Source organism: Stenotrophomonas maltophilia, from assembly GCF_003970865.1.
Lineage (GTDB): Bacteria > Pseudomonadota > Gammaproteobacteria > Xanthomonadales > Xanthomonadaceae > Stenotrophomonas > Stenotrophomonas maltophilia_AR.
Genome location: NZ_RXLZ01000019.1, coordinates 46,716 through 70,464 on the forward strand (window position 1 = coordinate 46,716; position 23,749 = coordinate 70,464).

Genomic DNA, 23,749 nt, shown 5'->3' on the forward strand with positions numbered 1-23,749 from the left:
GGCACGCCCCGGCTCAGGCCGGGGCGTTTTTGCTTTGGGTAGGTGCCGACCTTGCAAGGGCAGCGCTCTGGTGGGTGCCGACCTTGGTCGGCACGCTGTTCCTCAAACCGATTCGAAGCGGTTCGCGGCCACGTTCTTGCGCACGTGCTGCGGGTCGAAAATCCGCCCGTTCATCGCGATGTACACGCCGCTCGGCAGCGACTGCACCGCACCGATCGCGCAGCCGATGTTGAACTCCGCATCCGAACCGCGGAAACGCGCCGGGCTCAGCGCGCCGGTCATCACGATGGTCTTGTCCGGGATCGTCGCCAGCACCTGGCCGGTCTGCACCATCGAATCGGTGCCATGGGTCACCAGCACGTGCCGGGTCGGCTGCGCGGCGATGGTGGCGCGGATCAGCTCGCGGTCCTCATCGTTGATGTGCAGCGAATCCTTGCGCAGGATCGGAATCACGTTGAAGCGGAACGTCACGCCCAGCTCGCGCAGGATCATGCCGATCTGGGGGTCGCCGATCTGGTAGTCCGACTTGTCGTCGAAGTAGATCTTGTCGATCGTGCCACCGGTGGTGACGACCAGGAGCTCTTCCATCATGTGCATGCGCGAAACCAGGACAGGTACAGCGGCGCGGGGCCAGGAACACAGATGATACGGCCCGGCGGGCGCAGCGTCAGCGTCGCTTGCCGAAGCGGGCGCGCAGCCCCGGCAGGCTGGCACTGAAGATCACCAGCAGGGCCAGCGCGATCTCGATCAGGGCCAGCCAGCGCGTTTCCGGGTGGCTCCAGGCACTCATCACGCCGTGGCTGAACCAGCCCAGGGCCAGCACCGAGGCCCAGAACCCCGCCTTGCGCCAGCCCAGGCGCAGTGCGATGGCCAGCGCCAGCGGTGGCGCGGTGAACACCAGCTGGGTGGCCAGCCAGTGTTTGTCATTGATGAACCAGCCGGCGAACAGCGCGGCCAGCCCCATCAGGGCCAGCAGCAGGACCGTGCGCGGCGCGGCGCTCATCGGGCCAACCGCTGCGCGATGTCGGCCACCCGGCGGCCCAGCGCGCGCGCCAGCACGGCTTCATCGTCGGTCGGCTGCGGGTCGTCGGCCGCACCGGCCACATGGCTGGCGCCATACGGCGTGCCGCCACTGGTGGTGTGGCTCAGCGCCGGCTCGGTGAACGGGATGCCGACGATCACACAGCCATGGTGCAGCAGTGGCACCTGCATCGACAGCAGGGTCGATTCCTGCCCGCCATGCATCGAGGCGGTGGAGGTGAACACGCCGGCCGGCTTGCCGGAGAGGGTGCCGTTGACCCATTCGGCGCCCAGTCCGTCGAGGAAGTGCTTCACCGGCGCGGCCATGTTGCCGAAGCGGGTGGGGCTGCCGAGCAGCAGGCCCTGGCATTCGACCAGGTCCTGCACGCTCACGTAGGGGGCACCATCGTCGGGTACCGGCGGCTGTGCGGTCTGGGTCACGGCGGCCACCGGCGGCACCGTGCGCAGGCGCGCGGTCATGCCCGGCACTTCGCCGATACCCCGCGCGATCTGGCGCGCCAGCCGTGCCACTGAACCGCCCCGGCTGTAGTACAGCACCAGAATCTCGCCCATCGTGCCCGCTTCTCCTCGTCGTGTGGCCACCAGTATGGCTATCCTGCGAGCATTCCGCATCGGGTACCCTTTCGCCGATGGAACCTTTGGATACGCTCAACCTGTGGATGGAGCGCGCGCGGGATCGCGCACGGGCCATCAGTTTCGGCCGCTTCCTGTGGCATCGCTTCCTCGACGACCGCCTGTTCCAGGCAGCGGCGGCGCTGGCGTACACCACGGTGTTCGCGCTGGTGCCGCTGGCCATCGTGGTGTTCGGCGTGCTCTCGGCCTTCCCTGTCTTCGACCGCTGGAGCGACCAGCTCAGCGATTACGTCTTCTCCAACTTCGTGCCCAATGCCGCGCGCGCGGCAGAGGGCTACCTGCGGCAGTTCTCGGCCAGTGCCGGCCAGCTCACCGCCGCCGGCTTCATCGCGCTGGTGGTATCGCTGCTGATCACCCTCAACAGCGTTGAAGAGACCTTCAACCAGATCTGGCGGGTCGGCTCGACCCGGCCCAAGCTGACCCGCTTCCTGGTCTACTGGACCGTGCTGACCCTGGGCGCGATGCTCGCTGCCGCTTCGCTGGCGGTGTCGGCGCGGGTGTTTGCGATGCCACTGTTCGGGACCCAGGAAGGCCGTTGGCTGGCCGAGTTCGCGCTGCGGCTGGCGCCGATCCTGATCGAGTTCGTCTGCATCACGCTGATGTTCCGGGTGGTGCCGCACCACACCGTGAAATGGCGGCACGCGGTGCCCGGCGCGATTCTCGCGGCGGTCATCCTGGAACTGGTGAAGTGGGGCATCGGCGCTTACCTGGGCAGTTTCCAGTCCTACCAGAAGCTCTACGGCACGGTCGCCTTCGTGCCGATCCTGCTGCTGTGGATCTACCTGTGCTGGGTGGCGGTGCTGCTGGGCGCGTCGCTGTCCTCGTCGATGGCGGCCTTCCGCTACCAGCCGGTGGAACTGCGCCTGCCGCAGGGCTACGAGTTCTATGGCCTGCTGCGCCTGCTCGGCCGCTTCCACCATGCCCGAGCCAAGGGCAAGGGCCTGGCCGATGATGAAATCCTGCGGCTGGAGCCGATGCTGACCGATTCGCTGCTGCAGGACCTGGCCTGCAACCTGCAGGAGATCGGCCTGCTGCGCCGCGATGAACGCGGCGAATGGCTGCTCTCGCGCGACCTGGACCAGGTGAGCCTGGCCGATCTGTACGAATGTACCCAGTTGCGCATTCCGGTAGCCGAGCAGCATCTGCCATACCGCGACGACACACTGGGCCGTGCTGCGCTGGCAGCACTGGACGATCTGCGGCTGCCCCTGCGCGAACGCCTCAAGCGCAAGGTCAGCGATATCTACACCGATTCCGGAGACATGCCATGACCCGCAAGACCCCATTGCTGCTCCCGCTGGCCCTGCTGCTGGGGCTGTCGGCCTGCAAGCCGGCCCAGGAGCCGACCCCCGCCAGCAGCCAGCCACCGGCACAGGCACCGACGCCGACCGCACCGGCACCGGTCGAAGAGACCCCGGCCGAACGCACCACCGCCGAGTTCCCGACGCTGAAGATGAAGGCAGTGGATGGCAGCGACTACGACCTGGCCGCGCACCGCGGCAAGTGGGTGATCGTGAATTTCTGGGCGACCTGGTGTGCACCGTGCCGCAAGGAGATGCCGGAGCTGTCGGCGCTGCACGCGATGCGCAGCAACATCGAGGTGGTCGGCCTGGCCTATGAGGATATCGAGGTGCCGGAGATGCAGTCGTTCCTGACCAAGCATCCGGTGACCTATCCGATCGTGATCGTGGATCCGTTCGATCCGCCGGCGGACTTCGCCACGCCGCGCGGTTTGCCGCTGACGCACCTGCTGGATCCGCAGGGCAAGCTGGCACACACCTTCCTCGGCCCGGTGACGGCCGCCGACATCGAAAAGCAGATCGCGGCTGCCAAGTAATGGGGTTGGCCGGCAGGGCCTGCGGCCCTGCACCCGCCGAAACATTCAAGCAACGGCAACGGCAACGGCAACAGCAACAGCCAAAGCGCGATTTCCGTGTGGTGGCGGGGCGGTGCCGGAGTGCGGGGACGCCGCAAGTACGTCCCTGTAGCAACTGTGTTGATGGAGGGGCTTGGCAGCCGCTTGCTCGTGTGCGCTGTCCTGCGCACACGGCAAGACCGGGGTTGGGCGTCCTGCCCAACCCGCCCGAGGCATGCCTCGGGCCCATGCGGCTGACACCCCGCACTCCGACACCGCCCCACCTCTGACAGATTTCTGCGATCTGGTAGATCCACGCCATGCGTGGATGAATCTCAATCGGAATCGAATATTTCGCATTGAAATCGAAATGCATCCACGCATGGCGTGGATCTACAGAATGCAATGCCGACAGATCGCGGAGATCTGTCGAAGGCGGGGTGGGTCCGGTTGCGGGGGCGTGAGCCGCATGGATGCGGCGACCGAGCTTACATGGACGTACTTGCAGCGCCCCCCGCAACCGGACCCACCCCGGCTACCCACAGGTAACCCGCTTCTGCTTCGGCTGTTGCTGTTGCTGTAACGGCGCGCGATAAATCGACCGCCGCTGGTGAGATAAACGATGGGCCACCAATGTTGCGCCCAGCGGAATGAAATTGCACGGGGCGGAACCGCCCCGTGCCCTGGCTTCCCTACCAGGTCGTGTAGATCAGCTCCCGCCGCTGAACAGCCTGGCGGCCGATGGTGTAGCGGATTGGCACTACCCGGTCCTTGAACTGACTGAAGACTTCCCGCATGGCCGGGTGGTCGTTGATCGTCAGGATGGCTGAGCCGCGCAGCCCTGCCATCTGACGGGCCAGCTCCTGGTACTGGTCCATGCCAAAGGGAGCGCCGTACCCCTCGGTCTCCCAGTACGGCGGATCGAGGAAGAACAGGCTGTCGGCGGCATCGTATTTGGCCACGCACTGCTGCCAGGACAGGTGCTCGACGGTGACCTTATGAAGCCGGAGGTGCGCAGCACTCAAATCCTCCTCAATCCGCAGCAGGTTGAGGCCCTTGCCGCCCCGGCCGAAACCGGGGGTCTGGCCAGTCGCCTTGCCACCCCATGCCAGTCGCTGCAGGTAATAGAAGCGTGCGGCACGTTGGATGTCGGTCAGGGTGTCCGGGTGCTGGAGCTGGCACCATCGGAACATCTCGCGGCTCGTCAGCGCCCATTTGAACTGGCGGACGAACTCTTCCAGGTGGTTGGCCACTACCCGATACAAGCGCACCAGCTCGCCGTGGCAGTCGTTTAGGACTTCAGCCCTGGCCGGCTCCCTGGCGAACAGCAGAGCAGCGCCACCAGCGAATGCCTCGACATAGGTGCGGTGGGGGTTCTCGGCCACCAGGGGCAGCAGGTGCGGCAGTAGGCGGGTCTTCCCGCCCGGCCAGGGAAACAGCGTTGTGGTCTTCATTCTCAGCCTCTGCGATGGATCTCGGCCAGACTGAGCCTCCCCGCGCGAGGGGGCTGGGCCTTGGCCAATTGCACGCGGGCTGTCGCGTGTGTTGCGGCGCCGGCCGATCAGTTCCCGCTGATCGGCCGGCGCCCAGTTCTTGCACTACTTGCCGGACTCAAGGACAGCCAGGCGCTGCTCGATGTTGGCCAGACGCAGCTCGACCGCCTCTCGCTCGCGGCGGTCGCGGCGAGCCATAGCTGCCAGAATCCAAGCATGCAGCTCGGAGGTGCGGAAGCTGTAACGGTCACCGGCTTCCCTTGCTGGCTCGACGAGGATTCGCTCAGCTGGCTTCCCCTCTAGCACGCAGATGCGGCGCGCCTCGACAGCTGGGGCCAGCAGGCCGCCTTGTCGCTCTGGCGTGAGCATCTCCCCCTGCCGTGCCGGCTCCAATTCTTCGCCAGTAGCTTCGTCGTACTTGGCCGGAATGATTGCGTAAGTAGCTGGTACCACCTCATAGACCGCATCCTGCGCGGGGATTTCAAGCCACTCCCCTTCCTGCGCTGGAATCTCATGCCATACCTCCTCCGTGGCTGACCAAGAGTCGTAGCAGAATGCGCTGTAAGCGAACGGGTCCAGATCGTGCTGCTCCATCACTGCAGCAGCGGCTTGAACGGCCGGACCGGCATGCCAGCGAGCATCGTCACCCTCCTCGGAAACGCGCTCCAACCACTTCCACTTCATCGCCAGCTCGTTGATCTCCAGGAATGCCGCTTCCTCAGCATCCGTCATGGTCTCCAGCGGGGTTTTCAACCGAGCGTCGGATGCGCTGATCGCCGTGTTCTGCGCGAAGAACTGGTTGAACGGAAGCGCTGCTGTACCAACAGTCTGCGTATTGGCTGTGAATGGCGTGAGGGACGTGCCAGTACGAGCCCCCGAATCAGTGAACTGGAACAGAGTCGACACCTGAGCACCGAAATTCGGGGATCTCAGGTTGACGTTCAGCCGAGTGCCATCCGTGTTGACCATGAACCCGTAGGTCGCCGACAAGGACTCGAGCCAAAACCCGGCGCCGGCTGCGAGGCTTCGGATAGCGTTGTTCGAAGTGTAGGTCTTTGCGCCGGCGATGTTCTCATCACCGACGTTGTGGACAACGTTGGGATCAAGAGCGAGTAGCTTCGCCGTTGCGTAGACGATCCCGGCCGGCTCTGCAGTCACAAGATTCCCAGCTCCACCAAGCGGAGGCGCGAGGTAAGCGACTCCCACCTCACCACGCTTGGCAAGCGTGAAGCCGCGAGTGTACGCAGGAAGCCGGATCCATAGATCTACACCTGTGAATGAGCCTGGAGAGCCAGCCAGCGTCAAACCAACCTGAATCGGGATAGATGGTGCACCGTCCTGCAGACGCAGGTGGCTGACCATGTCGTCAACAATGCTCTGAGTGAGCGCAGAGATTGCAGAGCTGTAGCCCTTGACCGAAGCGGTGACAAGATCACGGGCGAATTTCGTCGTGTTGATGTTGCCGCTTCCAGCGTCGAACATCAGCATGCTGCCTGCAGCAGGTTGCCAGGGAAGGGTTGCCAGGCGGATCCACTGCACAACGGTGTTGTTGATCCCCAGCGGTTCGGCGGGTATGGCACCGGCCCATTGCGTGCCAGTAGCAGACCTCTGTACGAACTGCCCAGCCGTGCCGCCCGAGGGAAGCCCCTGCTCGCTGGTTGCCAAGCCCGCCCGAATCGCACTGACCAGCACCTTCACGTTGCTGCCCCCTTGGACAGCAGGAATCGCCTCATTACCGGTGAGCGCAGCGGCGTTGGGGAGGCCAGAGATCTTTACGTCGACCATTTTCGTTACTCCAGAATCAGGGGGTCGCCCGCTTCGGTGACCAGGCGATCGCCTGCCTCGGTCACCAGCTGCGCGCGGTACAGGAAGGTGTGCTGCTGGATCTGCCAGCTGCGGTAGCCATCACGGATGGCTTCGACTTCGACACGGATCTGCTTTCCACCGCTGCCGGCGGGCGGCGTGTAGGTGTCGGTCGTGCCGCTGATGGCGGCCTGCGTCCGCACCAATGCCCCGGCGAGGTACCAGCGAACGGTGTAGGTGGTGCCAGGCTCCGGCCCAATGTTGCCCTGCGTGGTGTCGACCAGCTGGTCGGCCTGCAGGATGCGATCGCGGTGTGCCCACTGCACCGTCAGTTCGGTGCCGAAGGTCCACAGCTCCGGCGGGTAGGCCTCACCCTGCACGCGCAAGCGGCCGGGCGGATAGGGCCGGATCTGGCGACGCTGCAGCGTCAGTCCGATCGTCGTAGCCAGATCCGGATTCAGCTCACCCTGGCTGGTGCGGGTGATCAGCTTCGCCTGGGGCGATTCGTTGGCCAGGTACTCGCGCCCGTCGAAGCCGACGTATTCGTCGGTGAACCACACCCGCGTGCCCACGGCATGCGGCATCGGCACCGTGTCCACGCATCCACGGGCCACGGTCAGCGTCGCGGCCACCGGGTCGATCGAGACCACGCGGACCAGCTCGTCATCGATCAGCGCCTCGGTGCCGACCTCGATCATGTCCAGGCTGACGCCGGCGGACAGCGCGATCGCCGTTGTGGTGGCCGTCATTGCGGTGATCAGCAGGCCAGTGGGGGCGAAGTCGGCCGCGCCCGCCTCGGCGAACGGCGCGCTTCCCAGCCGGGTCTGCAGCGTGTAGCCGAACGCCACCGAGGTCGGCCGCACACCGATCGAAGTCAGGTAGCCCACGTCAGGCGACACAGCAGCCAGCTCCGACGCCCCAAGCGTCGTGGCCAGGTCGCGGTAGCTGGCCTCCTGCAGGCGCTGCACGGTGACCGGCTTGGGCTTGGTGTCCGGCTCCACCCAGGCATTCTCAGAAGGCTGGATGTAGCTGGCAGCGGCCATGCCGGCGACGTCCTGGACGACGGTCAGCACCACGGCTGTCTCGGTCTGTGTGCCGTCGTCGACGTCCAAGATGCGCACTGGCATGCGGGCAACGCCGCGCCGTGGCCACGACAGGGCACGCACCTGCCCGCGCTTGAAGGGGCCGGCATCCTGCCGTACCCGGATCTTCACCCTGCAGGGCAAGCTGCTCACTGCCGCCACTTCGCGCGCCGCAACCCGGCCCGCGAGCGCAGCGTTCCACAGGCCGGGATAGTTCTTGCGACTGCTGACGACACGGCCCTGCGCCTGAACGCTGGCCAGATTCTGGTAGGTGACAGCTGCGTCCTTGTTGGTGGCGATATCCCGGTAGACGACCGTGATCTCGTTGACGCTGCCTTCCAGCATCGGCTGCTGCCACTCCAGCAGTTCGATGATGTTCGCCGGGCCGATCTCTTCCAGGGTGGCTGGGTCATAGTCCGGCCGCACCAGCACCAGCTCGGTCAGCCCCGTCACCGGATCCTCGATGCGCATGCCACCAATGTGGTCGCACACCATGTCCATGAACTCGCCTGCAGGAACTGATCGGGACCACTTCAGGCACAGGCCGAACCCTTCGTTCTTCAACGTCTGTGCCGCCTTGCGGAAGCTCTCGTCGTTGATCACGTCGATCGGGTGGCCCATGCCCTCAGTGCGCACCTGGTAGATGATGTGGGCCGGGTTCATCCCTTCATCGATCTGCACCAGGTCGCCCTGCCAAAGCCCCTTCTTCCAGCCTTGGCGCCAGCGCGAGACCTTCTTCGTCCAATTCTTGATGTACGGGTTCATGGCCGACACCTGGCCATTGAAAACCGTCGTGAACAGGCCACGGGCAGCTGGCCACGGGCCGGGCACCAGCGACTGCAGATAGGTGCTTGGCATCTGGGCGGGCTCGCCCATGCGCACCTCCAGTGTGCCGACGATGCCGCCTTCGCCCTTGTCGCCGCCGAAGATCTCCGGCGCCAGAATGGTGATCGATCGAGATGCTGTAATCGGGCCGGTGGCTGGCACCGTCCTGGGGATGTTCATCCCGAGTACCTTGGTCCACGCCGTTTGCGCGCTGCCGTCCCAGACCTTGCGATCGCCCACGCGGATCTCCCGCAGCGCGTCGACCGGGCCAAGGCATTCGCCCATGTAGAGGGCCATGTAGTAGCGATAGCCTACGGTCTGTTTCTTGCCACTACCCACGGCCAGCCTCCTCGCGGGCGATCGCCGCCAAGCGCCGTGCGAAGGCGTCGTCCAGCGCTTCGAACTGCTCTACCGGCAGGCCTTCATCCAGGAAGCGACGCAGATCCAGACCGTGACGATCCATCCAGGTGCGGATGCCGGCGGCGCACAGCACACCGCTTTGCTCGCCCAGCTTGGCCGCGCGGGCGTGCTCGACGGTAACCAGGACAGGACGATCCATCACTTCTTGCCACCCTTGACCTTGATCGGTGTGGTGCGCAGATCGCCGTAGAACAGCACGTTGGGATCATCAATCCAGTTCGTACCGAAGACCATGCTGCACTCGCGACCGTCCTCGGCGGTGGGGACATTGAAGTCCTCCAGGGCGGCCGGCTTCGGAACCGTAGGCTTCGGGCGCATCACGTAACTGACGATCAGCGCCACGATCATTACGACGATTTGAACCCACATGGGAGGCTCCTTTAGAAGATGGGATCAGGTCCGAAGGGGTTCTTCGGCGGGATGGTGTGCTGGCCGCCGTAGTTCAGCGCGTTGTTGAACTTCTCGTGGCAGATCTGCAGGGCATGGCCACAGCCGGGGTAGGCAGACACCAGTGCGCCCGCAGCGAGCGGCGCTGCGGTAAGCAAGGTGAGGGTCGGCCCAACATGACCCACCACGAAGCGGTACTCGATGGCCGTGCCCTGCACCCACTTGATGAAGCCGCCGACGAACCAACCGTCCGGCTTCGCTGCGAAGGCAGTGGACGTGATCGTCTGAGCGGATGCGGCCGACAACACGCCATCGACTCGGAACAGCTCCGGATTCAGACCGCAATCTGCATCGAACAGCGCGAACGGGCACTGCGCCTGCCAGCATCGGCGAAGGCCGTTCGTCGCGGCGGCGCCGGCATTGCTCTGGCAGGTCAGGATCAGATCATTCTGTCGCTCGCTGAAGTCGCTCAGCACGCCATTCCAGGTGCCGCGGATCGCGCCGTCGCTCTTCCGGATCCGCCGCCACCGAACGATGATCCGATCGGTTGGCGGATAGGGGCGCAGCACTGACGCCAACGTGAGGGACAGCGGTACGGTTACCTCAAGATTGGACCTGGCCTCCTGGGCAGACTGGCCAAGTCGGCCGCGCTTGATTGCCTCGGGGCTGAACGACTGCGAGTCGTAGATCTCCACCCGATCGCTGGACGTGTAGCGCCAGCGCTGGGAACCACGCCCAAACTCATACAGCTCAACATGGCGGGAGAACAGGCTCACGGTTCGCTCTCCTCAGCGCCAATGCCGGCGAAGGACACGCGGCAACGCGCGACGCCCTCACCATCGGTTTCATGGGACAGCTCCACGGTGTCGGAACTGAGGCGGGCCAGCACCATCCAGCTGATCAAGCGGATGGCACTCGGCTGCAGGGCGATGCCGTGCGGCGCATCCAGCTGCAGGAACTCCCGCTGTGAATCCAGCTCTGTGGCCTCAATCAGCTGCCGGTACAGCACCTGGCCGCTGAACAGCTCGATGCGTAGGTGACGACGACCTGCCTGGGCGCGCCCGAAGCGGGCCACGCCTGCCCAAGCCACCACAATGCCGCTGGAGGTTGTCAGGGCTGGCTCGACCAGCTCCAGGTCATCGGCCCAAGACGGCACCCACAGCGCAGCCGCGCGGCCCTGCAACCAGTACAGCAAGCTGCGCAGATTGGCCTGCTCGGTGCGCCCCCAGGTTTGCCAGGCGTGCGACTGCAGTGGCCATACCTTGCCGGTGATGTCATCGACGGCAACAGGGCCGATATCGCCATCGATCACCACCAGCTGCCGGCCGAACTCGGCCGTCTGCGCCTGGTCGAGGTCGGGGCGCTGCTCCAGCACAGGTCGACCGCGATAGACCGCCGCCGGCGCCGCTGCGGGCCAGTCGCAGGTCTCCACCGCAGCCAGGCGCACGGTCGACCGCATGACCTGGTCGGTCACGCGTTCCAGGCTGGGGATCTCGGCAATACGAGCTGTCCTGCAGGGCAGCACCCGTGTGCCAGGTTCCCAGGCGTTGGCCGTGGGGCGGGCCAGCTGCAGGCTGTCGGCGGTAATGTCGGCCACTTCCACCAGCTCGTAGGTGGTGACGTCCTTCCAAAGCATGGCCAGGCCGCCGGGGCGGTAGTCGCGCTGCGTGGCGGCCTGTACCGGGATGGACTGCACTCCCAGTGCCAGGCGCGCACTCAGCCACGACACGTCGTTCCAGACCGGCAGCGCCCAGGTACGCGCCGACCAGTCGAACAGTGCGTGTTCAAGCACCTGGCGCTCGCGCCGGTCGGCCAGCACACTGAACTCCCAAGAGCGCCTCGGCGAGCCACGCAATGGGAATCGGGCTTCGCCGCCGCCGATCGACTGCTGGACGTCGGTCGCCCAGGCCAGCGTTTCGGTGACAGGCCGCTCCCAATCCGGCGGCAGCATCCACGCCGACATGCGATTGCCGGTAATCGTGACGGTGCGGCGCCCCAGGGCCACGAAGTCGTAGGACAGCGACGCCGCGATTACCGGCGGGCCTTCTGTCGTGACCGACAGCTGCCAGCGGCGCAGCTGCAGGGCCGAGAATGCCAACGGCGGGGCGCCAGGACCTACCAGCTCGACGCCTTCGCCGTTCTCAAGGGTCACCGAGGCCAGGGTCTGCTGCTGGAGGTATGAGTTCCAGACCTGGACGTAGCGCACCTGGTTGGTGACCAGGTTGCCCAGGTCAATCCGCAGCGGCAGAACATGGATCCGGTAGTACCAGTCGTCGAACGATGTGCGCTGCTGGGGTCCGCTGGATCGCTGTTCGGGTTCCTCGATGGTCGATTCTTTGGTCGACCCGGTGTAGAAATCCAGCCGCGCAGCTGCGCCGCGAAACTGGAGAGGAATGCGGGTGCGCGGTATCGCCAGATTGCCACTGCGCCAGTTGGGCCCTGTGCTGCTCTGCGTGGTGAGAATGATGGCCATCAGGACTTCTTCACGGCCCAGCCATAGTTGCCACTGGCCGGCGGCGCGTTGGTCACGCTGCTCATGGCCAGCTTGCGCAGCCAAGGAAATACCATCCACGTGTCTTCGCCGATGGTGATCTCCTGCTCGGGCTCGAGCTTTTCCAGGTAGCAGGCACGCAGTCCAGACACTCGCCCAATCGGTGAGAGGTACACACCGGTACCGGGGCGGCGAATGCTCAACTGGATCGGATGAAGCACGCTGCGGCCAGAGAAAGTGTTCTCGTCGCAGCCTCCCAGGGCGTAGCCCAACCACATGCTGTCGTAAGTGGCGCTAGTGTTCGACTGGTAGAGCGATCCGACGCCGCTTCCGGCTTGCCCTTCGGCTCCAAGCGCGTTGCCGTAGTAGTTGCAAATCTGGTTGTAACTATTGGTACGGCCATCCTCAGCTGAGTCCGCACGCACGTGCCCACACCCCGTTGTATTGGGGTTGTGGCCGAAGAGAACCACGTTGCTGCCATTCGCTATCAGCACCCCGCTATAGCTTCCCGTGCGCGCCCAATAAGTTCCATCGACATACGTTCCGCCCGTGTACGCGCCGGCCTTCTCAAGGACGCCGAAGGTGTGGTGGCGGTATTCGCCGGCAACAGCCAGTGCGATGGCAACGTGGATAGCATTGCCGTTGGCGAACAGCTTCAAACGTGGGAATGGCCCAACTAGCTCGTACGTCAGGATGTCGCGCGGGGACACCAGCGGCTGTGCGGACGGTGTTGCGTTCCCGTCATAGCCAATCGAGATGCGAGATTTCAGGCTCAGCTGGTCGGTATTGAAAAGATGGACGTAGTCGGAGACGCCAGGAATGCGGAGCGTGGCGGTGCGATTGGCGCCGACAAGATTGTTGCGATCGACGATCCAGCCATTTACCTGCGCGAACTGGACCACCAGGTCGATCAGAGTCTGTACGTTGGGGACGTTGGTGAATTCGGCGTAGGCCATCTCTTACTCCAGAGCAAATGCGGCGTACTGCCCATCGCCGGTTCGATAGACATTGGGTACTAGAAGGTGGTCCACGCCGCTCACTGTGGCTACTTGTTCAGCCGTGGCCCCGAAGGCCGGCGTGTAGAAAACGCCGTCAAAGCTGCCGTAGAACTGTCCGCCTTCCGGCACCTCGCTGTAGCGATCGCCACGATCAACGCTGCCCCGGTTCCAACCGATCGCCATAAGCTGACCGCGCTGTAGCCAACGCTGACCATCGAGGCAACTGCGGACGTTTTGATTACCTGCAGATGGGTTCCAGGGCATGGTGATGCGCCCCAAGGCCACGGGCGTGTTGCCGGACCCATTACGAATCGGTAGCCATGCCTGCATCGGCGTGAAGAGATAGCCTTGGCTAAAGGCATTGTTGTACTGGGTATTCGCGGCCGCATTCCAGAAATTGGAATGCTCGTAGGTATCCAACGACGCTACGCCGTTGCTGCCCAGGAAAGAGCCACCGATGAAAAGCGGGTAGCTCCAGTCGCCCGGCAGGTGCTCCGGCAGGATGAAACCAGCATACAGAGCGTCATAGCGCCCGTTGATGCGGGTGATCACCTTGAAGCAGCGTCCGTTGGCAATGAACCAGTACTTGATCTGCGAATTGACGCCAAGGATCGATACGTACTCGGAGTTTGCCCCCGCCTGGGTCATGCCCGGCAATGCGGGGTTGTATGCGGTGTGGCCGCGCATGCGCATGTTGTAGTAGTTGCTGGCCGGCACTACCCACGCCTGCAGCGATACGTAGATCTCATCCTCTCCGGAGAGCCCACGGCCCTTCAGTGACACGAAATCGTTGGCCGCGATCGGGCCGCTGGCCACGCCACCGACGACCTGCCACTGCTGGTTCGCCGCCACCAGGGCCGCGTTGGTGGTCAGGAAGTCCCGCAGGCGGGCCATGAGGTCGGTGATGTTGGCGGCGGTGTCGGTTGCCCAGGCCATGTTCAGAGTCCCAATACTTGGCGGATCGCCGCAGAGTTGCGGTTGATCTTGTTGATGACGGTGGTGTCGCTCCCGGGATCGTCCAGGTACTGGTCGAGCAGGTCCGGCGACACCTGGTTGATCACTCGCAAGCCCAACTGCGCGGCAGTGCTCGGCGGCGCCGAAGCTGCGCTGGTGAACACGGGGGACCGCTGCAGCATGGGCATCGCGGCCACATGCCCTCCATCGGCATAGCCGCGCCAACGATCGATTGCCGCCATACCGACCTGGTTGAAGGCCGACAGGAATGCCAGCGCACCAGGCTGGCGCACCACCTCCTGGCGGTGGACGAACTCGCCGGCGTGAACAAAGCCCGCCAGTTGGTACTTGCCACCAGGTCCGGTGAAGCCGCCGCTGGAGTAGCCGGCCGCGCTGGAAACGGCCATTGCTGCAGCAGCAGCCTGCATCTGACGGGCCGCCTGGGAAATCGCCTGCGCGCCGACAATGAGTCCCACGCTGGACGAACCAAGGGTGGTGGCCGAGGTCTCCAGTTTGGAGGCACCCACACTGACGATCGCGCCCGCCGCCGCAGTAGCTGCCGCAGCCTTGGCCATGTCCTGCGCGCCGTCACCACCGCCATTCCCCTTGTCGCCGGCGAAGAGCCCCATCAACTTCATGGTCGCGGCCTGCGCCAACTGCGCGGCCGCGAATTCGGCAATGCCTTGGGCGATGCTGAGGAAGAAGTTGCGCACCGACTCGGACAGCGAATCGGTTTGCATGATCAGCGAGGTGAACAGGTTCGAGAACGATCCTTCAAGCGTGTTACGGATGGACTGTTGGAGCAGGTTTGTGGTCGCCTCCATCTCCTGCAGCTTGAGCTTGATCTGCTCTACGTTTGCCAGTGCGGCCGGATCCTTCAGCTTCTCTGCGGCGGCCTGCATTTGGGGGACAAGCGCCTGGAGAGCACCAGACTGCTGGCGGTAGAGGTCGACCACACGCTGCTGCGCGCCCGCCTGAGTGATCAGGCCCGCCTGCAGCTCCAGCTGAATCCGCTGCTGGGCCAGTGCAATGCCTCCCATTACCCTGTCGTAGGTCTCCTGCAGATTCTTGAGGTCAGTGCTGGCCTTGCTCAGATCCATCAGTTTGGAAATGTCGGCGGCATCCGCTGCTCGGCCCGCCGCCTCCAGCTCTTCCTTCAGCTTCGTCAGCTCGCGCGTGGTCTTGGCCAGCTCTGCGTCGGGACCACGTCCTTGCAAGGCCGCAATGCGATCACGGATGTCCAGCATCTTGCGGTCGGCTTCGACCCGGAGGTTGGCCAGATCCAGCTTCTTGGCTTCGTCCAGCAGGTCCTGCTTGGTCTTCGCCGAAGCGTTCTGGAAATTGCCCTCTGCAATGGCCGCCTGGATGCGGGACGTTTCGGTCGCCTTCTTGCGGGTCTCATCCAGCGTTCCGACCAGATCGATCTGCTGCTTGAGCCGCTCCAGCTCCCGCTGTGCGGCGGCCTCATCTTTCTGGCTCTCGGTCTTGGGCGTCTTTCGAGTGCGCTCTTTGAACTTCTCCTGCAGCTGGGCGACCCGCTTGTCATAGGCGCCGCCGCTGACGCTGCCATCGTCGCCGAAGCTGACACCCTTGAGGAGGTCGCTTCCTGGATTGGCCTTGCGCAACTCGCGGAACTGCTTGGCAACCTCTTCGGTTGCCTTCTTCAGCTTCTCGGCCTTGCTGGCACCCTCTTCGAGACCTGAAGCGATCGCCTTGGCGGCTTCGACGCCGGCATCTTGGACCCGCTGGGCCTGGCCGGCGCTCTCGGCGGCATTGACGTCACGATCGTAGGCGGCCCGCGCCTTGCGGAGCCGGTCGATCTGCTTGATCTGCTGGTCGTAGTAGTAGCCGATGGCTGGGGCATTACCGTTCTTCAACGCCTGCTGCAGTTGCTCGGTCGTACCACGCATCGCCGCAGTTTCTGCCCGGAGCATCGCTTCGGAGTCGGTGCGACCGATGTCCTTCAGTCCTTGCCAGACGCGCTTAAGCGTACGAGCAACGGCATCCCACGCCTGCTCCAGATATCCGGCCCGCGACTCCATTTCTCTGACACGCTGGTCGCTGACATTGGCGATGGCCTCCAGCGCTGTCTTGGCGGCGTCGGTCGCCTTGCCCTGGTCCTCCAGCGCCCGAACCTGTTCGTACACCGCTGCGGTGAGGAAGTGGTACTGCTCGTTGAGCTTGGCCAGCGTGGCCGAAGGCGCCTTGGAGACCTCGACCACCTTGGCGGTGGTGCCCTCAATCGACTCGCCCGTCAATTTGGCCAGGTTGACTGCGACGCTGATCGCTGTAGACAGGGTGTTGGCGGTCAGCTTCCCGCTGGCCGCAAGTTGCTGCGCAGCTGCCGTTGCATCGGAGTATTCGCCAGTGACCGCACCGACAGCATTCGCCTGGGCATAGAGCTGACCACTGGACACGCCAAGTGAATGGCCTGTCGAGATCACAGCGGCGTCGAAGGCTCGCAGCTGCTTGTAGCCCTGCAGCGCGGCAAAGCCAACAACACCCAGTCCGGCGGCCACACCGCCCAAGACGACCACCGCGGGATTGAGCGCACCGGTGAGTGCGCGCGCGGCCGGGACCACGCCGCCGAAGGAATCCTTCAGCTGGCCGCCCTGCTGGATGGCCACCATCCAGATCGGCATGCCGCTGACGATGCTGGTGGTGATATCAGTGATCTGCGCTGGCAGTTGGCGCATGGCCATCTGGTACTGGCCGGCCGAGATCGCCCCGGCGCCCAGGCTGCGACTGGTCGCTTCGGCAACTTTGACGGCGTTGCGTTGTACATTGATGCCCGCGAGGGCGCGGTTGTACTGCTCGCGGCTGATGCGGCCGGCATCCACCGCCGCCTTGAGCTCCTGCTCGTCCCGCTCCAGCTTCTGCAGCTTTACCGATGCACTGTCATAGCGCCCCAGGGCGCCCTCAACAGCACGCTGGCGCTGTTGCTCCGACCGAGCCAGGCCTGCTTCCTGCTTATCCAGCGCCTTGAGCGCGCTGTTGTAGTCCTCGGTGGTGATCAGGCCGCGCGCCATCACCCGATCAAGCATCGCCTCGGTGTCGGCCAGGTCGGACATGCTCGCCGCGCCGCGCTCCAGACGTGCATCGAGCTCGGAGATGAGGCGGATCTCATCGGCCACTGTTTTCTGCACCGCCGCGCCGGACGTTCGGACGCGATCTGCGGCGGCCGCCACATCCGTCGACATGGCCTTGGCTGATTCTCCTGCCGCGGCCATGCCCGCCGCGCCGGCGGCCGCCTTCTGGCCAGCATCCTCCATTTGGCTGCCCGAGGCGGCACTGTTGCGGGCGGCCCGATCCAATGCGTCAGCGGCCTTCTTCGCCTCTTTCGTGACGTCGCCCAGGCCGGCGCCGGCATCCTGGCCGGCGCCCTTGACCGAGGCGAGCCCCTTCTGGACCACTGGCAGCGCCTGGCGCACCTGCTCGATGTCCAGGGCGATACGCATCGCCAGTTCGAGGTTGCGCGAGGAAGCCATTGTTATTTCAGATCCTTCAGCAAGGTGGTCATCGAATTACCGCCGGCATACGCAGCGTTGGCGTCGGTAATGCGTTCCCGCCGCGCCCGCCGCTGCTGCGCCTGGACGTGCTCCCAAGCGAGGGATATCTGGCGCTTGGTCATGCGACCGATATCGCCAAAGCTGCGGCCGTAGCCCGCGTTGATCAGGTCGGTGAAGACGCGTCCGTAGCCGACGGGACTGCCTTTTGACTGACGGCGTTTCGGAGCAGGCGGCGGAGAAAAAAACTGCTATTGGCCTGCCACCACAACAGCAGCATCTGTTCACCGTCGGATTCGTTGAGCGTCTCCAGCCACGCTTCCTGCTCCCGCACCTCGGCTGCGTGATCCTTGGCATCAGCCGGCGGCGCTGCGATCGAGCATGCCAGTAGATGCCGGATCAGATCCGGGTGGGACATAAGTGCATCCATCACCTGCAGCATGGAAGGCGGATCGGTGCCTTCGAACAGCGGCTGCAGATCCCCAACCAGTGGTGCGGCGGCCTGCAGGATGCGAGCGGCCTCAAAGAAGCCGTATTCGCGCACTGTGATGGTCTTTCCGCCGAGCTGCCCCTGCTGCTGGCCGGCCAGCACGTCCAGCTCACCGGCTACGGCCCCCGGATCCGTAGAGCCGGATCCGGAGGGCTGTTGACCGACATTGCCGATCACCTTGGCCATCAGGCTGCATCCACCAGCAGGGCACGGGCGTACAGGCCGAAGCGGGGATCTGCCTGGCGGACCGGGTCGATCTTGGCCTCGCCGGTGAGCGCAATCTCACCGAAGGTGTCGTTGATCAGCGACAGCGTCTCCGAGGCCGGGAAGGTGACGCGGTGCACCTCGCCGCGGAAGCGCATCGTGGTGCCGTCAACGCTGTTGACGCCGTCGAAGAGCACGTAGTACTCGGACTTGGTGCTTTCGAAGACCTTCACCAGGCTGTGCGCAGCGTACTCGTACGTCTTGGCCACCACCGCCGTCTTAGCGGTGAGGAAGGTGATGATGCCGGTGGTCAGGTTGACGGTGTAGTCGGTGTCCAGCACCAGCGGCGCGGCCGGGGCGCCCCCTTCCAGTGCCAGCGCGCTGATCGCCGCATACTCCAATGCGACCACGTCACCCGGCTTGACCGTACCAATGGCCTCGTTGGCCGCTGAGCCGGCAGCCAGCTCCATGCGAGTGCCGTCCGTGGCCAGCGCCAGGTGATCGGTGTTGAGCTGGCCCAGGGTCAGATTGACGCCGAGGTTGCGCTCGGTGGTCATGGTAGCGCCGACGCCGCGCACGCCCGACCAGCTCTCCTTCTTGGTTTCACGGGTGCTGGACATGGTCAGCTCCAGGACGCTGGCATCGTACGCCCAGCGCGCGGGTGCGCGGCTGCCGTCGGCATTGCGCAGGCCCAGGTACACGCGTCCCTGCAGGGAGAAATATTCGGTCTCGGACATGGCTTACTTCGCCTCCTGGGCGCTGGCAGTGGTCGGCTGGCCACTGGCCTTGCGCGACGTGTTGGGGGAAGAATCAGCCTCGGGGGCGTCGATGAAGCCGCGTTCGACTGCCCAAGGCACCAGGTCGGCGGGAACCTCGACTGTTTCGCCGACGGCAATGGGCTTGCGCGACAGCGTCAGGCCCGGCTTCTTGATCGTGCATTTCTGGGTGGTCATCGGGGGATCTCAGGTTGAAGAAGGGCCTGGGTCTTCCATACGTCGACCCACAGGGCGGTAGCGGCGTCGTAGTCCTCGAGGTTGCCCTCGATGAGCTGGCAGGCACGGCCACCGGCAATGGGCGGCGTCCAGCCCAGCAGTGGTTGGCGAACCTTGCCCAGCAGGATCCGGAGCTCATCGATCACCTGGGCGCCGCGCTGTTCGCGGTAGTTGCGGCACACGGTCACCACAGCGAAGTTCACTTCGACCAACTGCGCCAGGCGCGTCTGCTGCCCGGGAAACGAAGCGCCGGTCTTGGTCTCCAGCGGCATCTCGCGGGCCAGCAGCACGTAGCAGCACGGTGCAGGGAAGTCGCGCAGCGCCTGGACTGCGGCGTAGTCGGCGCTGCCCTGCACCTGACGCAGTTCCTTGTCGCTGACGCCCTGGCGGATGCGATCGCGCACCAAGCCAATGTCGAAGGGCTGCGTGCTCACCGGCCGTAGTCCTGCAGGGTGCGGTGGCTGAACTCCCGCGACGGTGCACAGACCTCGGGCGCGCCGCCACTGGGCGCAGGCAGCGGGTCATCGGCGCCGAGGCTGAACTTGCCATCGCGCACCAGCTCCAGAAAGCGCAGTGCTTCCTTGTAGTCGCGCACCACCGGATCGGTACGCTCCTCGGTGTTGACCCGGTCCTTATGCAGCAGGTAGCGCGCAATCCACCGTGCCCACGTGGACACAATCCCCGGTACCGGCGCCGGCAACGGCACCGGATAGGGCTTGGGCTTGCGCATGACCAGGTAGCCGTTGATCAAGCCATCGGCGTCGTCCAGAGCGCGCTGCACGTGCGCGGCCGCCTCATCGGCGATAGCCACGTCGGCTGGGTCGAAGGCGCTGCGATCGCTGCCGAGCAGCGTGGCATCCATCAGCGCATCGTCCACGATCGGATAGCGCTCCGGCGTGGCCACCTGCGCCAGCTCCTGAGCGAGCTTGGCCGCCGACAGCAGTGCGAGCGTGCAGTAGGACATGGCGGCCGATTACTCCAGCTCTTCCGGGGTGGCCGGTTCGTCACCGAGGACGCCAGCATCCTGGTAGGCCTGCGCCTCTTCCCACGTCATCTCGATCCACGCCGGCGGCTTGACGACGACGTCGTTGTGCTTGAACGGGCTGAGCACTTCGAAGCAGGCAGACAGCCAGAGACCGTTGGACAACGCGTCCGTCGAATGGTCGCCCGTTGCAACAGCATCGAAAGAGGTAGAGGCGTCACCCGAAGGCGTACCCGCCTCGGCGCCGGCATCCTGGTCCGCTACAGACTGATCGCCCGGCGGTTGGTCGACGGCAGCGCCATCGACCTCCGAGGCGACCGTCTCGGCGGGCTGAAGTTCGCCGCGGCCTTCCTCCGGAACCGAGCCGCCCTGCGCCGGCGACGCGTCGGCAGCCTTCTCTTCCGTGACGGCCGGCACATCGGCCGGCTTGCCGTCCTGGACGGGCTTGGGTGCGCTGGGCGGCGCAGTGCGGGGCTTGGCCATGACGAGATCTCCGAATAGGTGTGGTGCCGTGCTCTCCGGCTGTCACGCATGGTTTTGCTGTGCTTCGCACGGCCAGGTCCCGCGTTCGCCTGGTGCTGCCGCTCGCTGGGTTGTACGGGTAAAGCGGCAACTACGCCGACTATCCTTCGCCGGCTCCCTTCATCACGCTGCGGGCGCGCCTGCGTTCTGGATCAGGTAGCCCGCGACCATGCCGCTGAGCACCGGAGTGCGGTTGTTGTTGACCGGGTGAATCCAGGACTGGCGGTTCTCTTCGCGATAGGCCTGACGCACATTCGGCTCGCCCGCCATGCTGTAGGTGTAGCCATAGCTCGGTCGCGCGCGGTTGCGGCGGTTGCCGCCGCTCGGCGGGGCCACGAACGCCAGGATCACGTCCTGACCCCACACATCGCCCAGGTCATCATCCTGGCCGGTAGCCACCACCGCCTCACCAATGTAGATGTTCGGGATTTCCCACATCGACGCCAGGATTTGGGTGGTCAGTGCATTGAAGCCGCGATGCTTGAGGTAGTCCTGAATCTTCGGATTGGCCTTGGCTGCTTCGAATGCCGCCGCCGACAGGATCGCCGTGTTCGGCCGCATACCGATGCTGGAACGAATGGCCTCCTTGCCGACGCCAATATCAGCAGTCGGATCACCAGAGGCGCCGCGCCAACGATTGACGCCCACCAGAGCGACCTTGTGTTCGTTGTCGTAGTTGGCCGCATTGCGCGCTACGTCAGCGCACTCACACTCGTGTTCCAGCTCCATGATGTCCAGGACGATATCCACCGCGTCCTGCGAAGCGTCCAGGCCTGGGCCGTTGGCCGCCTCATTGGCGGTTTCATCCGGAACCACCGCCTCCAGTGCTGCAGGGATGATGGCGTAAGGCTTGCCCTGGTAGCCGAACTGGACGCGCTTGGTTGCTTCGCCCGGCGCGCGCTTGGTGTTGTAGCGACGGAAGCCTTCCTTTCCGAACGTCAGGATCTGACCACCAAAGGTGGCCACATCGACGCGCGGGAAGAGGTACTGGCCAACGTTGCCGGGGCGGACGTAGCCGAGTGCATGGGTGGTCAGGATCGGATCGATGATGCGAGCCTGACGGAGAGTCTGCTGGGACATGGAAGGTCTCTCTGCGAGATGGTGAGAACGATGAGCGGCGGCAGTTGTGGCTGAGATCAGCCGGTGGTCGCTGGCGCGTTGGGGATCAGGAGCACTTCGACGCGGTCACCATCTGCCGCGGCAGGCTGCAGAGCCTGAGCAACGACAACGCCGGTAGTGCGAGCAATGAGCTTTCCAGTAGATCCCACCTGCAGGTAGGCACCGTCGTCAAACGCTCCGCCAGCAGTGGCGATGCTGGTGCCCACCACATCAACGGGCACCCGGTCGCCCACCAGTCCACTGGTGTTGGTCACACCGAAGGCGTTGCCGCCGGCGGTGGCGTACTGTCCGTCACGACCGACGACGCGCTCGGCTTCCAAGGCGACTGCTGCGATGACAGCCAGGGTGAGCAGCGAGATTTTCTGAGTCATGGTTCTGCGCTCCAGCGCGAGGAATGAGTTGAGAAGCTGCGTTTGGATACAGGTCAGGAGACCGCTTTGACTGCCGTGAGGTAGTCCACCCCCGCGTGGGTACGCTGGTAGTCCAGCGCCTTGTTGTGCAGCGCAAGCCGTTCCGGGTCGACCTGGGTGCCAGCCGGTGCAGCGAAGTTGGCCGCGCCTGGCCCCACACCTTCACCACCAGACTTCTCACTGAAGTCCACGGCCTTGGGCAGGCTGGTCAGCAGCTCGCGCAGCACCGATTCGGCCGGCTTGGACACCGTCGTTTCACCCTCGGCGAAGTTCAGCGGATCCTTGCCATTGGGCTGAGCCAACAGCAGTTCCACCACGGCCGGCTGCTGGCGCGGCAGCAGCTTGCCTTCCCTCACCAGGCCTTCGGCGAACGCCACTGCGTCTTCGCGTCGCGCGGCCTGTTCACGGGCGGCGAGGGCCTTCTCGCGAGCGTCCAGGGTGGAAGCCTGCTGGTCGAGCTGCTGCTGGCGCTGTGCGTGCTCGACGTTGTTCTGCTGGGACATGGGGTCGATCTCCGATTTGACCTGTTCACGAGTGGGAGGCGGTGCCTGGACGGGCGCAGGTCCATCGAGGGCGCTACGCGGGAACTGGGTGAGCAATGGCGATGCGAAGAGGGCCGACGTGCGCGAGTTTTCGTCATCGCGTGTGCTGCTCTCGATGCCGCGGATCTGCCAGTCCGGAATGACCTGGTCAGCCGTCTCCAGGCCCTGGGTATCGATCAGCCAGTCGCGGAAGCGACGGAACAGATCCGTCAGCGTCCAGCCCAACGGGGCCAACGACATGGCGAAGCAGGCGGCGTCATCGCCGTCGGCGAACGAGGCCGACTTGAGCCCCTTCACGGCCGGCGGCTGTGCGCCCAGGAAGCCAATGTGGCGCAGGTAGTACTTGCCCGGCGTCGGGTTGCCCGGCGAATCGGGCATGAAGATGGAGGCGCTGATCTTCTTGAAGCGACCGTTGTTGGCCAGCTCCGCGAAGGCAGGATCGACCTGATGCGGTTCGGCCAACAGGAGGCCATCCTTGGCCTGAAGTGCTTTGCCCCAGCCATAGGCCGGATCGTCGGTCTTGGGGTGGCCCACCACGATGGGCGCTTCATGCAGCGCCGGATCGTAGCTGTCGGCGATCTGCTGAACATCCGCTTCGCTAAAGGTCAGCGTGCGGCCGTCTTCGGCAACATGCGTGCCGGCTTTGAAGATCTGCAGGGTGGCGGCGGGCTGGTTCATGCCGCCAGTTTTCCCGCAGAGTCGTCTCATGTATTGGGACCGCGGTCCGCATGAAACTTGCCGCGCTGATGTGCATTGCGCATGCGGTGCTCAGCCTGCACACAAGAGCGCATCGACGCGCGCCGCAAAGGCGTGTCAGACACCAATCAGGGCTGGGGTAGGTCCGAGTGTGGCGCGTGGCATGCTGAAGCGCGCACAGCGCCTCCCACGCGACGATCACTCGAAGGCGCCGCTCACGTGATCTTGAGCGATATCCAGCAGCTCTTTCTCATCCTCGCGACTGACGCCAAGCCAAGGGCGAGCAGCGATGGTGTTCGTGTAA

General features: G+C 64.8%; 26 protein-coding genes. 2 read left to right on the forward strand and 24 right to left on the reverse strand.

Annotated features, from left to right (window positions below; all coding sequences use genetic code 11):
• Window positions 1-102: 102 nt before the first annotated feature.
• The 3 genes from EKL94_RS08450 to wrbA form a co-directional block, all read right to left on the reverse strand.
• A complete protein-coding gene (locus EKL94_RS08450) occupies window positions 103-588 on the reverse strand; it encodes an asparaginase domain-containing protein (protein WP_032130424.1) in 486 nt (161 codons plus the stop codon).
• Between the two features lie 79 nt (window positions 589-667).
• Window positions 668-1,003: a DUF2069 domain-containing protein gene (locus EKL94_RS08455; protein WP_049408967.1), complete on the reverse strand. Its 336-nt coding sequence runs from the start codon at window positions 1,001-1,003 to the stop codon at window positions 668-670.
• On the reverse strand, window positions 1,000-1,593 hold the full coding sequence (gene wrbA, locus EKL94_RS08460; protein ID WP_012510135.1) for an NAD(P)H:quinone oxidoreductase: 594 nt from the start codon (window positions 1,591-1,593) through the stop codon (window positions 1,000-1,002). Before wrbA ends, EKL94_RS08455 begins: the two co-directional genes overlap by 4 nt.
• A 77-nt stretch (window positions 1,594-1,670) precedes the next feature.
• Here wrbA and EKL94_RS08465 point away from each other — a divergent pair, with 77 nt between their 5' ends.
• Both EKL94_RS08465 and EKL94_RS08470 read left to right on the forward strand, forming a co-directional pair.
• Window positions 1,671-2,945 carry a YihY family inner membrane protein gene (locus EKL94_RS08465; protein WP_032130426.1) on the forward strand — a complete coding sequence of 425 codons (1,275 nt, stop codon included), beginning with the start codon at window positions 1,671-1,673 and terminating at the stop codon, window positions 2,943-2,945.
• Entirely contained in the window at window positions 2,942-3,511 is a 570-nt protein-coding gene (locus tag EKL94_RS08470; protein WP_126928739.1) for a TlpA family protein disulfide reductase, read from the forward strand. The genes EKL94_RS08465 and EKL94_RS08470 overlap by 4 nt, the downstream gene beginning before the upstream one ends.
• 710 nt (window positions 3,512-4,221) lie before the next feature.
• Here EKL94_RS08470 and EKL94_RS08480 read toward each other — a convergent pair.
• From EKL94_RS08480 to EKL94_RS08575, 21 genes are all read right to left on the reverse strand, one after another.
• Window positions 4,222-4,983 carry a DNA adenine methylase gene (locus tag EKL94_RS08480; protein WP_126928740.1) on the reverse strand — a complete coding sequence of 254 codons (762 nt, stop codon included), beginning with the start codon at window positions 4,981-4,983 and terminating at the stop codon, window positions 4,222-4,224.
• A gap of 144 nt (window positions 4,984-5,127) precedes the next feature.
• Complete coding sequence (locus tag EKL94_RS08485) at window positions 5,128-6,807, reverse strand: tail fiber domain-containing protein (RefSeq protein ID WP_126928741.1); 1,680 nt, start codon at window positions 6,805-6,807, stop codon at window positions 5,128-5,130.
• A gap of 5 nt (window positions 6,808-6,812) precedes the next feature.
• Window positions 6,813-9,071, reverse strand: a complete 2,259-nt coding sequence (locus EKL94_RS08490) for a hypothetical protein (RefSeq protein WP_008267525.1) — start codon at window positions 9,069-9,071, stop codon at window positions 6,813-6,815.
• A complete protein-coding gene (locus tag EKL94_RS08495; protein ID WP_008266283.1) occupies window positions 9,064-9,291 on the reverse strand; it encodes a hypothetical protein in 228 nt (75 codons plus the stop codon). Before EKL94_RS08495 ends, EKL94_RS08490 begins: the two co-directional genes overlap by 8 nt.
• Entirely contained in the window at window positions 9,291-9,521 is a 231-nt protein-coding gene (locus EKL94_RS08500; protein ID WP_040006695.1) for a hypothetical protein, read from the reverse strand. The genes EKL94_RS08495 and EKL94_RS08500 overlap by 1 nt, the downstream gene beginning before the upstream one ends.
• An 11-nt stretch (window positions 9,522-9,532) precedes the next feature.
• Entirely contained in the window at window positions 9,533-10,315 is a 783-nt protein-coding gene (locus EKL94_RS08505) for a phage BR0599 family protein (RefSeq protein WP_008265765.1), read from the reverse strand.
• Window positions 10,312-12,012, reverse strand: a complete 1,701-nt coding sequence (locus EKL94_RS08510) for a hypothetical protein (RefSeq protein WP_126928742.1) — start codon at window positions 12,010-12,012, stop codon at window positions 10,312-10,314. The genes EKL94_RS08505 and EKL94_RS08510 overlap by 4 nt, the downstream gene beginning before the upstream one ends.
• Complete coding sequence (locus EKL94_RS08515) at window positions 12,012-12,986, reverse strand: hypothetical protein (protein WP_126928743.1); 975 nt, start codon at window positions 12,984-12,986, stop codon at window positions 12,012-12,014. Before EKL94_RS08515 ends, EKL94_RS08510 begins: the two co-directional genes overlap by 1 nt.
• Before the next feature lie 3 nt (window positions 12,987-12,989).
• The gene (locus EKL94_RS08520; RefSeq protein ID WP_126928744.1) at window positions 12,990-13,964 is read right to left on the reverse strand and encodes a hypothetical protein; all 975 of its coding nucleotides are present in this window, start codon (window positions 13,962-13,964) and stop codon (window positions 12,990-12,992) included.
• 2 nt (window positions 13,965-13,966) lie between these two features.
• Window positions 13,967-17,470: a phage tail length tape measure family protein gene (locus EKL94_RS08525; protein WP_126928745.1), complete on the reverse strand. Its 3,504-nt coding sequence runs from the start codon at window positions 17,468-17,470 to the stop codon at window positions 13,967-13,969.
• A 2-nt stretch (window positions 17,471-17,472) separates the two neighbouring features.
• Window positions 17,473-17,613, reverse strand: coding sequence for a hypothetical protein (locus EKL94_RS22400; protein WP_153857040.1), 141 nt, complete (start codon window positions 17,611-17,613; stop codon window positions 17,473-17,475).
• 41 nt (window positions 17,614-17,654) lie between these two features.
• Window positions 17,655-18,164: a DUF6631 family protein gene (locus EKL94_RS08530; protein ID WP_126928746.1), complete on the reverse strand. Its 510-nt coding sequence runs from the start codon at window positions 18,162-18,164 to the stop codon at window positions 17,655-17,657.
• Window positions 18,164-18,919, reverse strand: a complete 756-nt coding sequence (locus tag EKL94_RS08535) for a phage tail tube protein (RefSeq protein WP_126928747.1) — start codon at window positions 18,917-18,919, stop codon at window positions 18,164-18,166. The genes EKL94_RS08530 and EKL94_RS08535 overlap by 1 nt, the downstream gene beginning before the upstream one ends.
• 3 nt (window positions 18,920-18,922) lie before the next feature.
• Window positions 18,923-19,135, reverse strand: coding sequence for a hypothetical protein (locus EKL94_RS08540; RefSeq protein ID WP_126928748.1), 213 nt, complete (start codon window positions 19,133-19,135; stop codon window positions 18,923-18,925).
• Window positions 19,132-19,608 carry a phage tail terminator protein gene (locus EKL94_RS08545; RefSeq protein WP_040006690.1) on the reverse strand — a complete coding sequence of 159 codons (477 nt, stop codon included), beginning with the start codon at window positions 19,606-19,608 and terminating at the stop codon, window positions 19,132-19,134. The genes EKL94_RS08540 and EKL94_RS08545 overlap by 4 nt, the downstream gene beginning before the upstream one ends.
• Entirely contained in the window at window positions 19,605-20,138 is a 534-nt protein-coding gene (locus tag EKL94_RS08550) for a gp436 family protein (RefSeq protein WP_126928749.1), read from the reverse strand. Before EKL94_RS08550 ends, EKL94_RS08545 begins: the two co-directional genes overlap by 4 nt.
• 9 nt (window positions 20,139-20,147) lie before the next feature.
• On the reverse strand, window positions 20,148-20,639 hold the full coding sequence (locus tag EKL94_RS08555; RefSeq protein ID WP_126928750.1) for a hypothetical protein: 492 nt from the start codon (window positions 20,637-20,639) through the stop codon (window positions 20,148-20,150).
• 162 nt (window positions 20,640-20,801) lie between these two features.
• Complete coding sequence (locus EKL94_RS08560) at window positions 20,802-21,758, reverse strand: hypothetical protein (RefSeq protein ID WP_057503377.1); 957 nt, start codon at window positions 21,756-21,758, stop codon at window positions 20,802-20,804.
• 56 nt (window positions 21,759-21,814) lie between these two features.
• Window positions 21,815-22,168 (reverse strand): capsid cement protein, encoded by a 354-nt coding sequence (locus EKL94_RS08565; protein ID WP_057503378.1) that lies wholly within the window; start codon window positions 22,166-22,168, stop codon window positions 21,815-21,817.
• Between the two features lie 53 nt (window positions 22,169-22,221).
• A complete protein-coding gene (locus tag EKL94_RS08570; protein WP_126928751.1) occupies window positions 22,222-23,427 on the reverse strand; it encodes a peptidase in 1,206 nt (401 codons plus the stop codon).
• 216 nt (window positions 23,428-23,643) lie between these two features.
• Entirely contained in the window at window positions 23,644-23,736 is a 93-nt protein-coding gene (locus EKL94_RS08575) for a phage virion morphogenesis family protein (RefSeq protein ID WP_241899092.1), read from the reverse strand.
• Window positions 23,737-23,749 lie beyond the last annotated feature (13 nt).

What these genes read in the sequence shown, in the direction of transcription:
- EKL94_RS08450 (WP_032130424.1), bottom strand. Translation starts at nt 588, where the DNA reads ATGGAAGAGCTCCTGGTCGTCACCACCGGTGGCACGATCGACAAGATC.
- EKL94_RS08455 (WP_049408967.1), bottom strand. Translation starts at nt 1,003, where the DNA reads ATGAGCGCCGCGCCGCGCACGGTCCTGCTGCTGGCCCTGATGGGGCTG.
- wrbA (WP_012510135.1), bottom strand. Translation starts at nt 1,593, where the DNA reads ATGGGCGAGATTCTGGTGCTGTACTACAGCCGGGGCGGTTCAGTGGCA.
- EKL94_RS08465 (WP_032130426.1), top strand. Translation starts at nt 1,671, where the DNA reads ATGGAACCTTTGGATACGCTCAACCTGTGGATGGAGCGCGCGCGGGAT.
- EKL94_RS08470 (WP_126928739.1), top strand. Translation starts at nt 2,942, where the DNA reads ATGACCCGCAAGACCCCATTGCTGCTCCCGCTGGCCCTGCTGCTGGGG.
- EKL94_RS08480 (WP_126928740.1), bottom strand. Translation starts at nt 4,983, where the DNA reads ATGAAGACCACAACGCTGTTTCCCTGGCCGGGCGGGAAGACCCGCCTA.
- EKL94_RS08485 (WP_126928741.1), bottom strand. Translation starts at nt 6,807, where the DNA reads ATGGTCGACGTAAAGATCTCTGGCCTCCCCAACGCCGCTGCGCTCACC.
- EKL94_RS08495 (WP_008266283.1), bottom strand. Translation starts at nt 9,291, where the DNA reads ATGGATCGTCCTGTCCTGGTTACCGTCGAGCACGCCCGCGCGGCCAAG.
- EKL94_RS08500 (WP_040006695.1), bottom strand. Translation starts at nt 9,521, where the DNA reads ATGTGGGTTCAAATCGTCGTAATGATCGTGGCGCTGATCGTCAGTTAC.
- EKL94_RS08510 (WP_126928742.1), bottom strand. Translation starts at nt 12,012, where the DNA reads ATGGCCATCATTCTCACCACGCAGAGCAGCACAGGGCCCAACTGGCGC.
- EKL94_RS08515 (WP_126928743.1), bottom strand. Translation starts at nt 12,986, where the DNA reads ATGGCCTACGCCGAATTCACCAACGTCCCCAACGTACAGACTCTGATC.
- EKL94_RS08520 (WP_126928744.1), bottom strand. Translation starts at nt 13,964, where the DNA reads ATGGCCTGGGCAACCGACACCGCCGCCAACATCACCGACCTCATGGCC.
- EKL94_RS08525 (WP_126928745.1), bottom strand. Translation starts at nt 17,470, where the DNA reads ATGGCTTCCTCGCGCAACCTCGAACTGGCGATGCGTATCGCCCTGGAC.
- EKL94_RS22400 (WP_153857040.1), bottom strand. Translation starts at nt 17,613, where the DNA reads ATGACCAAGCGCCAGATATCCCTCGCTTGGGAGCACGTCCAGGCGCAG.
- EKL94_RS08530 (WP_126928746.1), bottom strand. Translation starts at nt 18,164, where the DNA reads ATGGCCAAGGTGATCGGCAATGTCGGTCAACAGCCCTCCGGATCCGGC.
- EKL94_RS08535 (WP_126928747.1), bottom strand. Translation starts at nt 18,919, where the DNA reads ATGTCCGAGACCGAATATTTCTCCCTGCAGGGACGCGTGTACCTGGGC.
- EKL94_RS08540 (WP_126928748.1), bottom strand. Translation starts at nt 19,135, where the DNA reads ATGACCACCCAGAAATGCACGATCAAGAAGCCGGGCCTGACGCTGTCG.
- EKL94_RS08550 (WP_126928749.1), bottom strand. Translation starts at nt 20,138, where the DNA reads ATGTCCTACTGCACGCTCGCACTGCTGTCGGCGGCCAAGCTCGCTCAG.
- EKL94_RS08555 (WP_126928750.1), bottom strand. Translation starts at nt 20,639, where the DNA reads ATGGCCAAGCCCCGCACTGCGCCGCCCAGCGCACCCAAGCCCGTCCAG.
- EKL94_RS08560 (WP_057503377.1), bottom strand. Translation starts at nt 21,758, where the DNA reads ATGTCCCAGCAGACTCTCCGTCAGGCTCGCATCATCGATCCGATCCTG.
- EKL94_RS08565 (WP_057503378.1), bottom strand. Translation starts at nt 22,168, where the DNA reads ATGACTCAGAAAATCTCGCTGCTCACCCTGGCTGTCATCGCAGCAGTC.
- EKL94_RS08570 (WP_126928751.1), bottom strand. Translation starts at nt 23,427, where the DNA reads ATGAACCAGCCCGCCGCCACCCTGCAGATCTTCAAAGCCGGCACGCAT.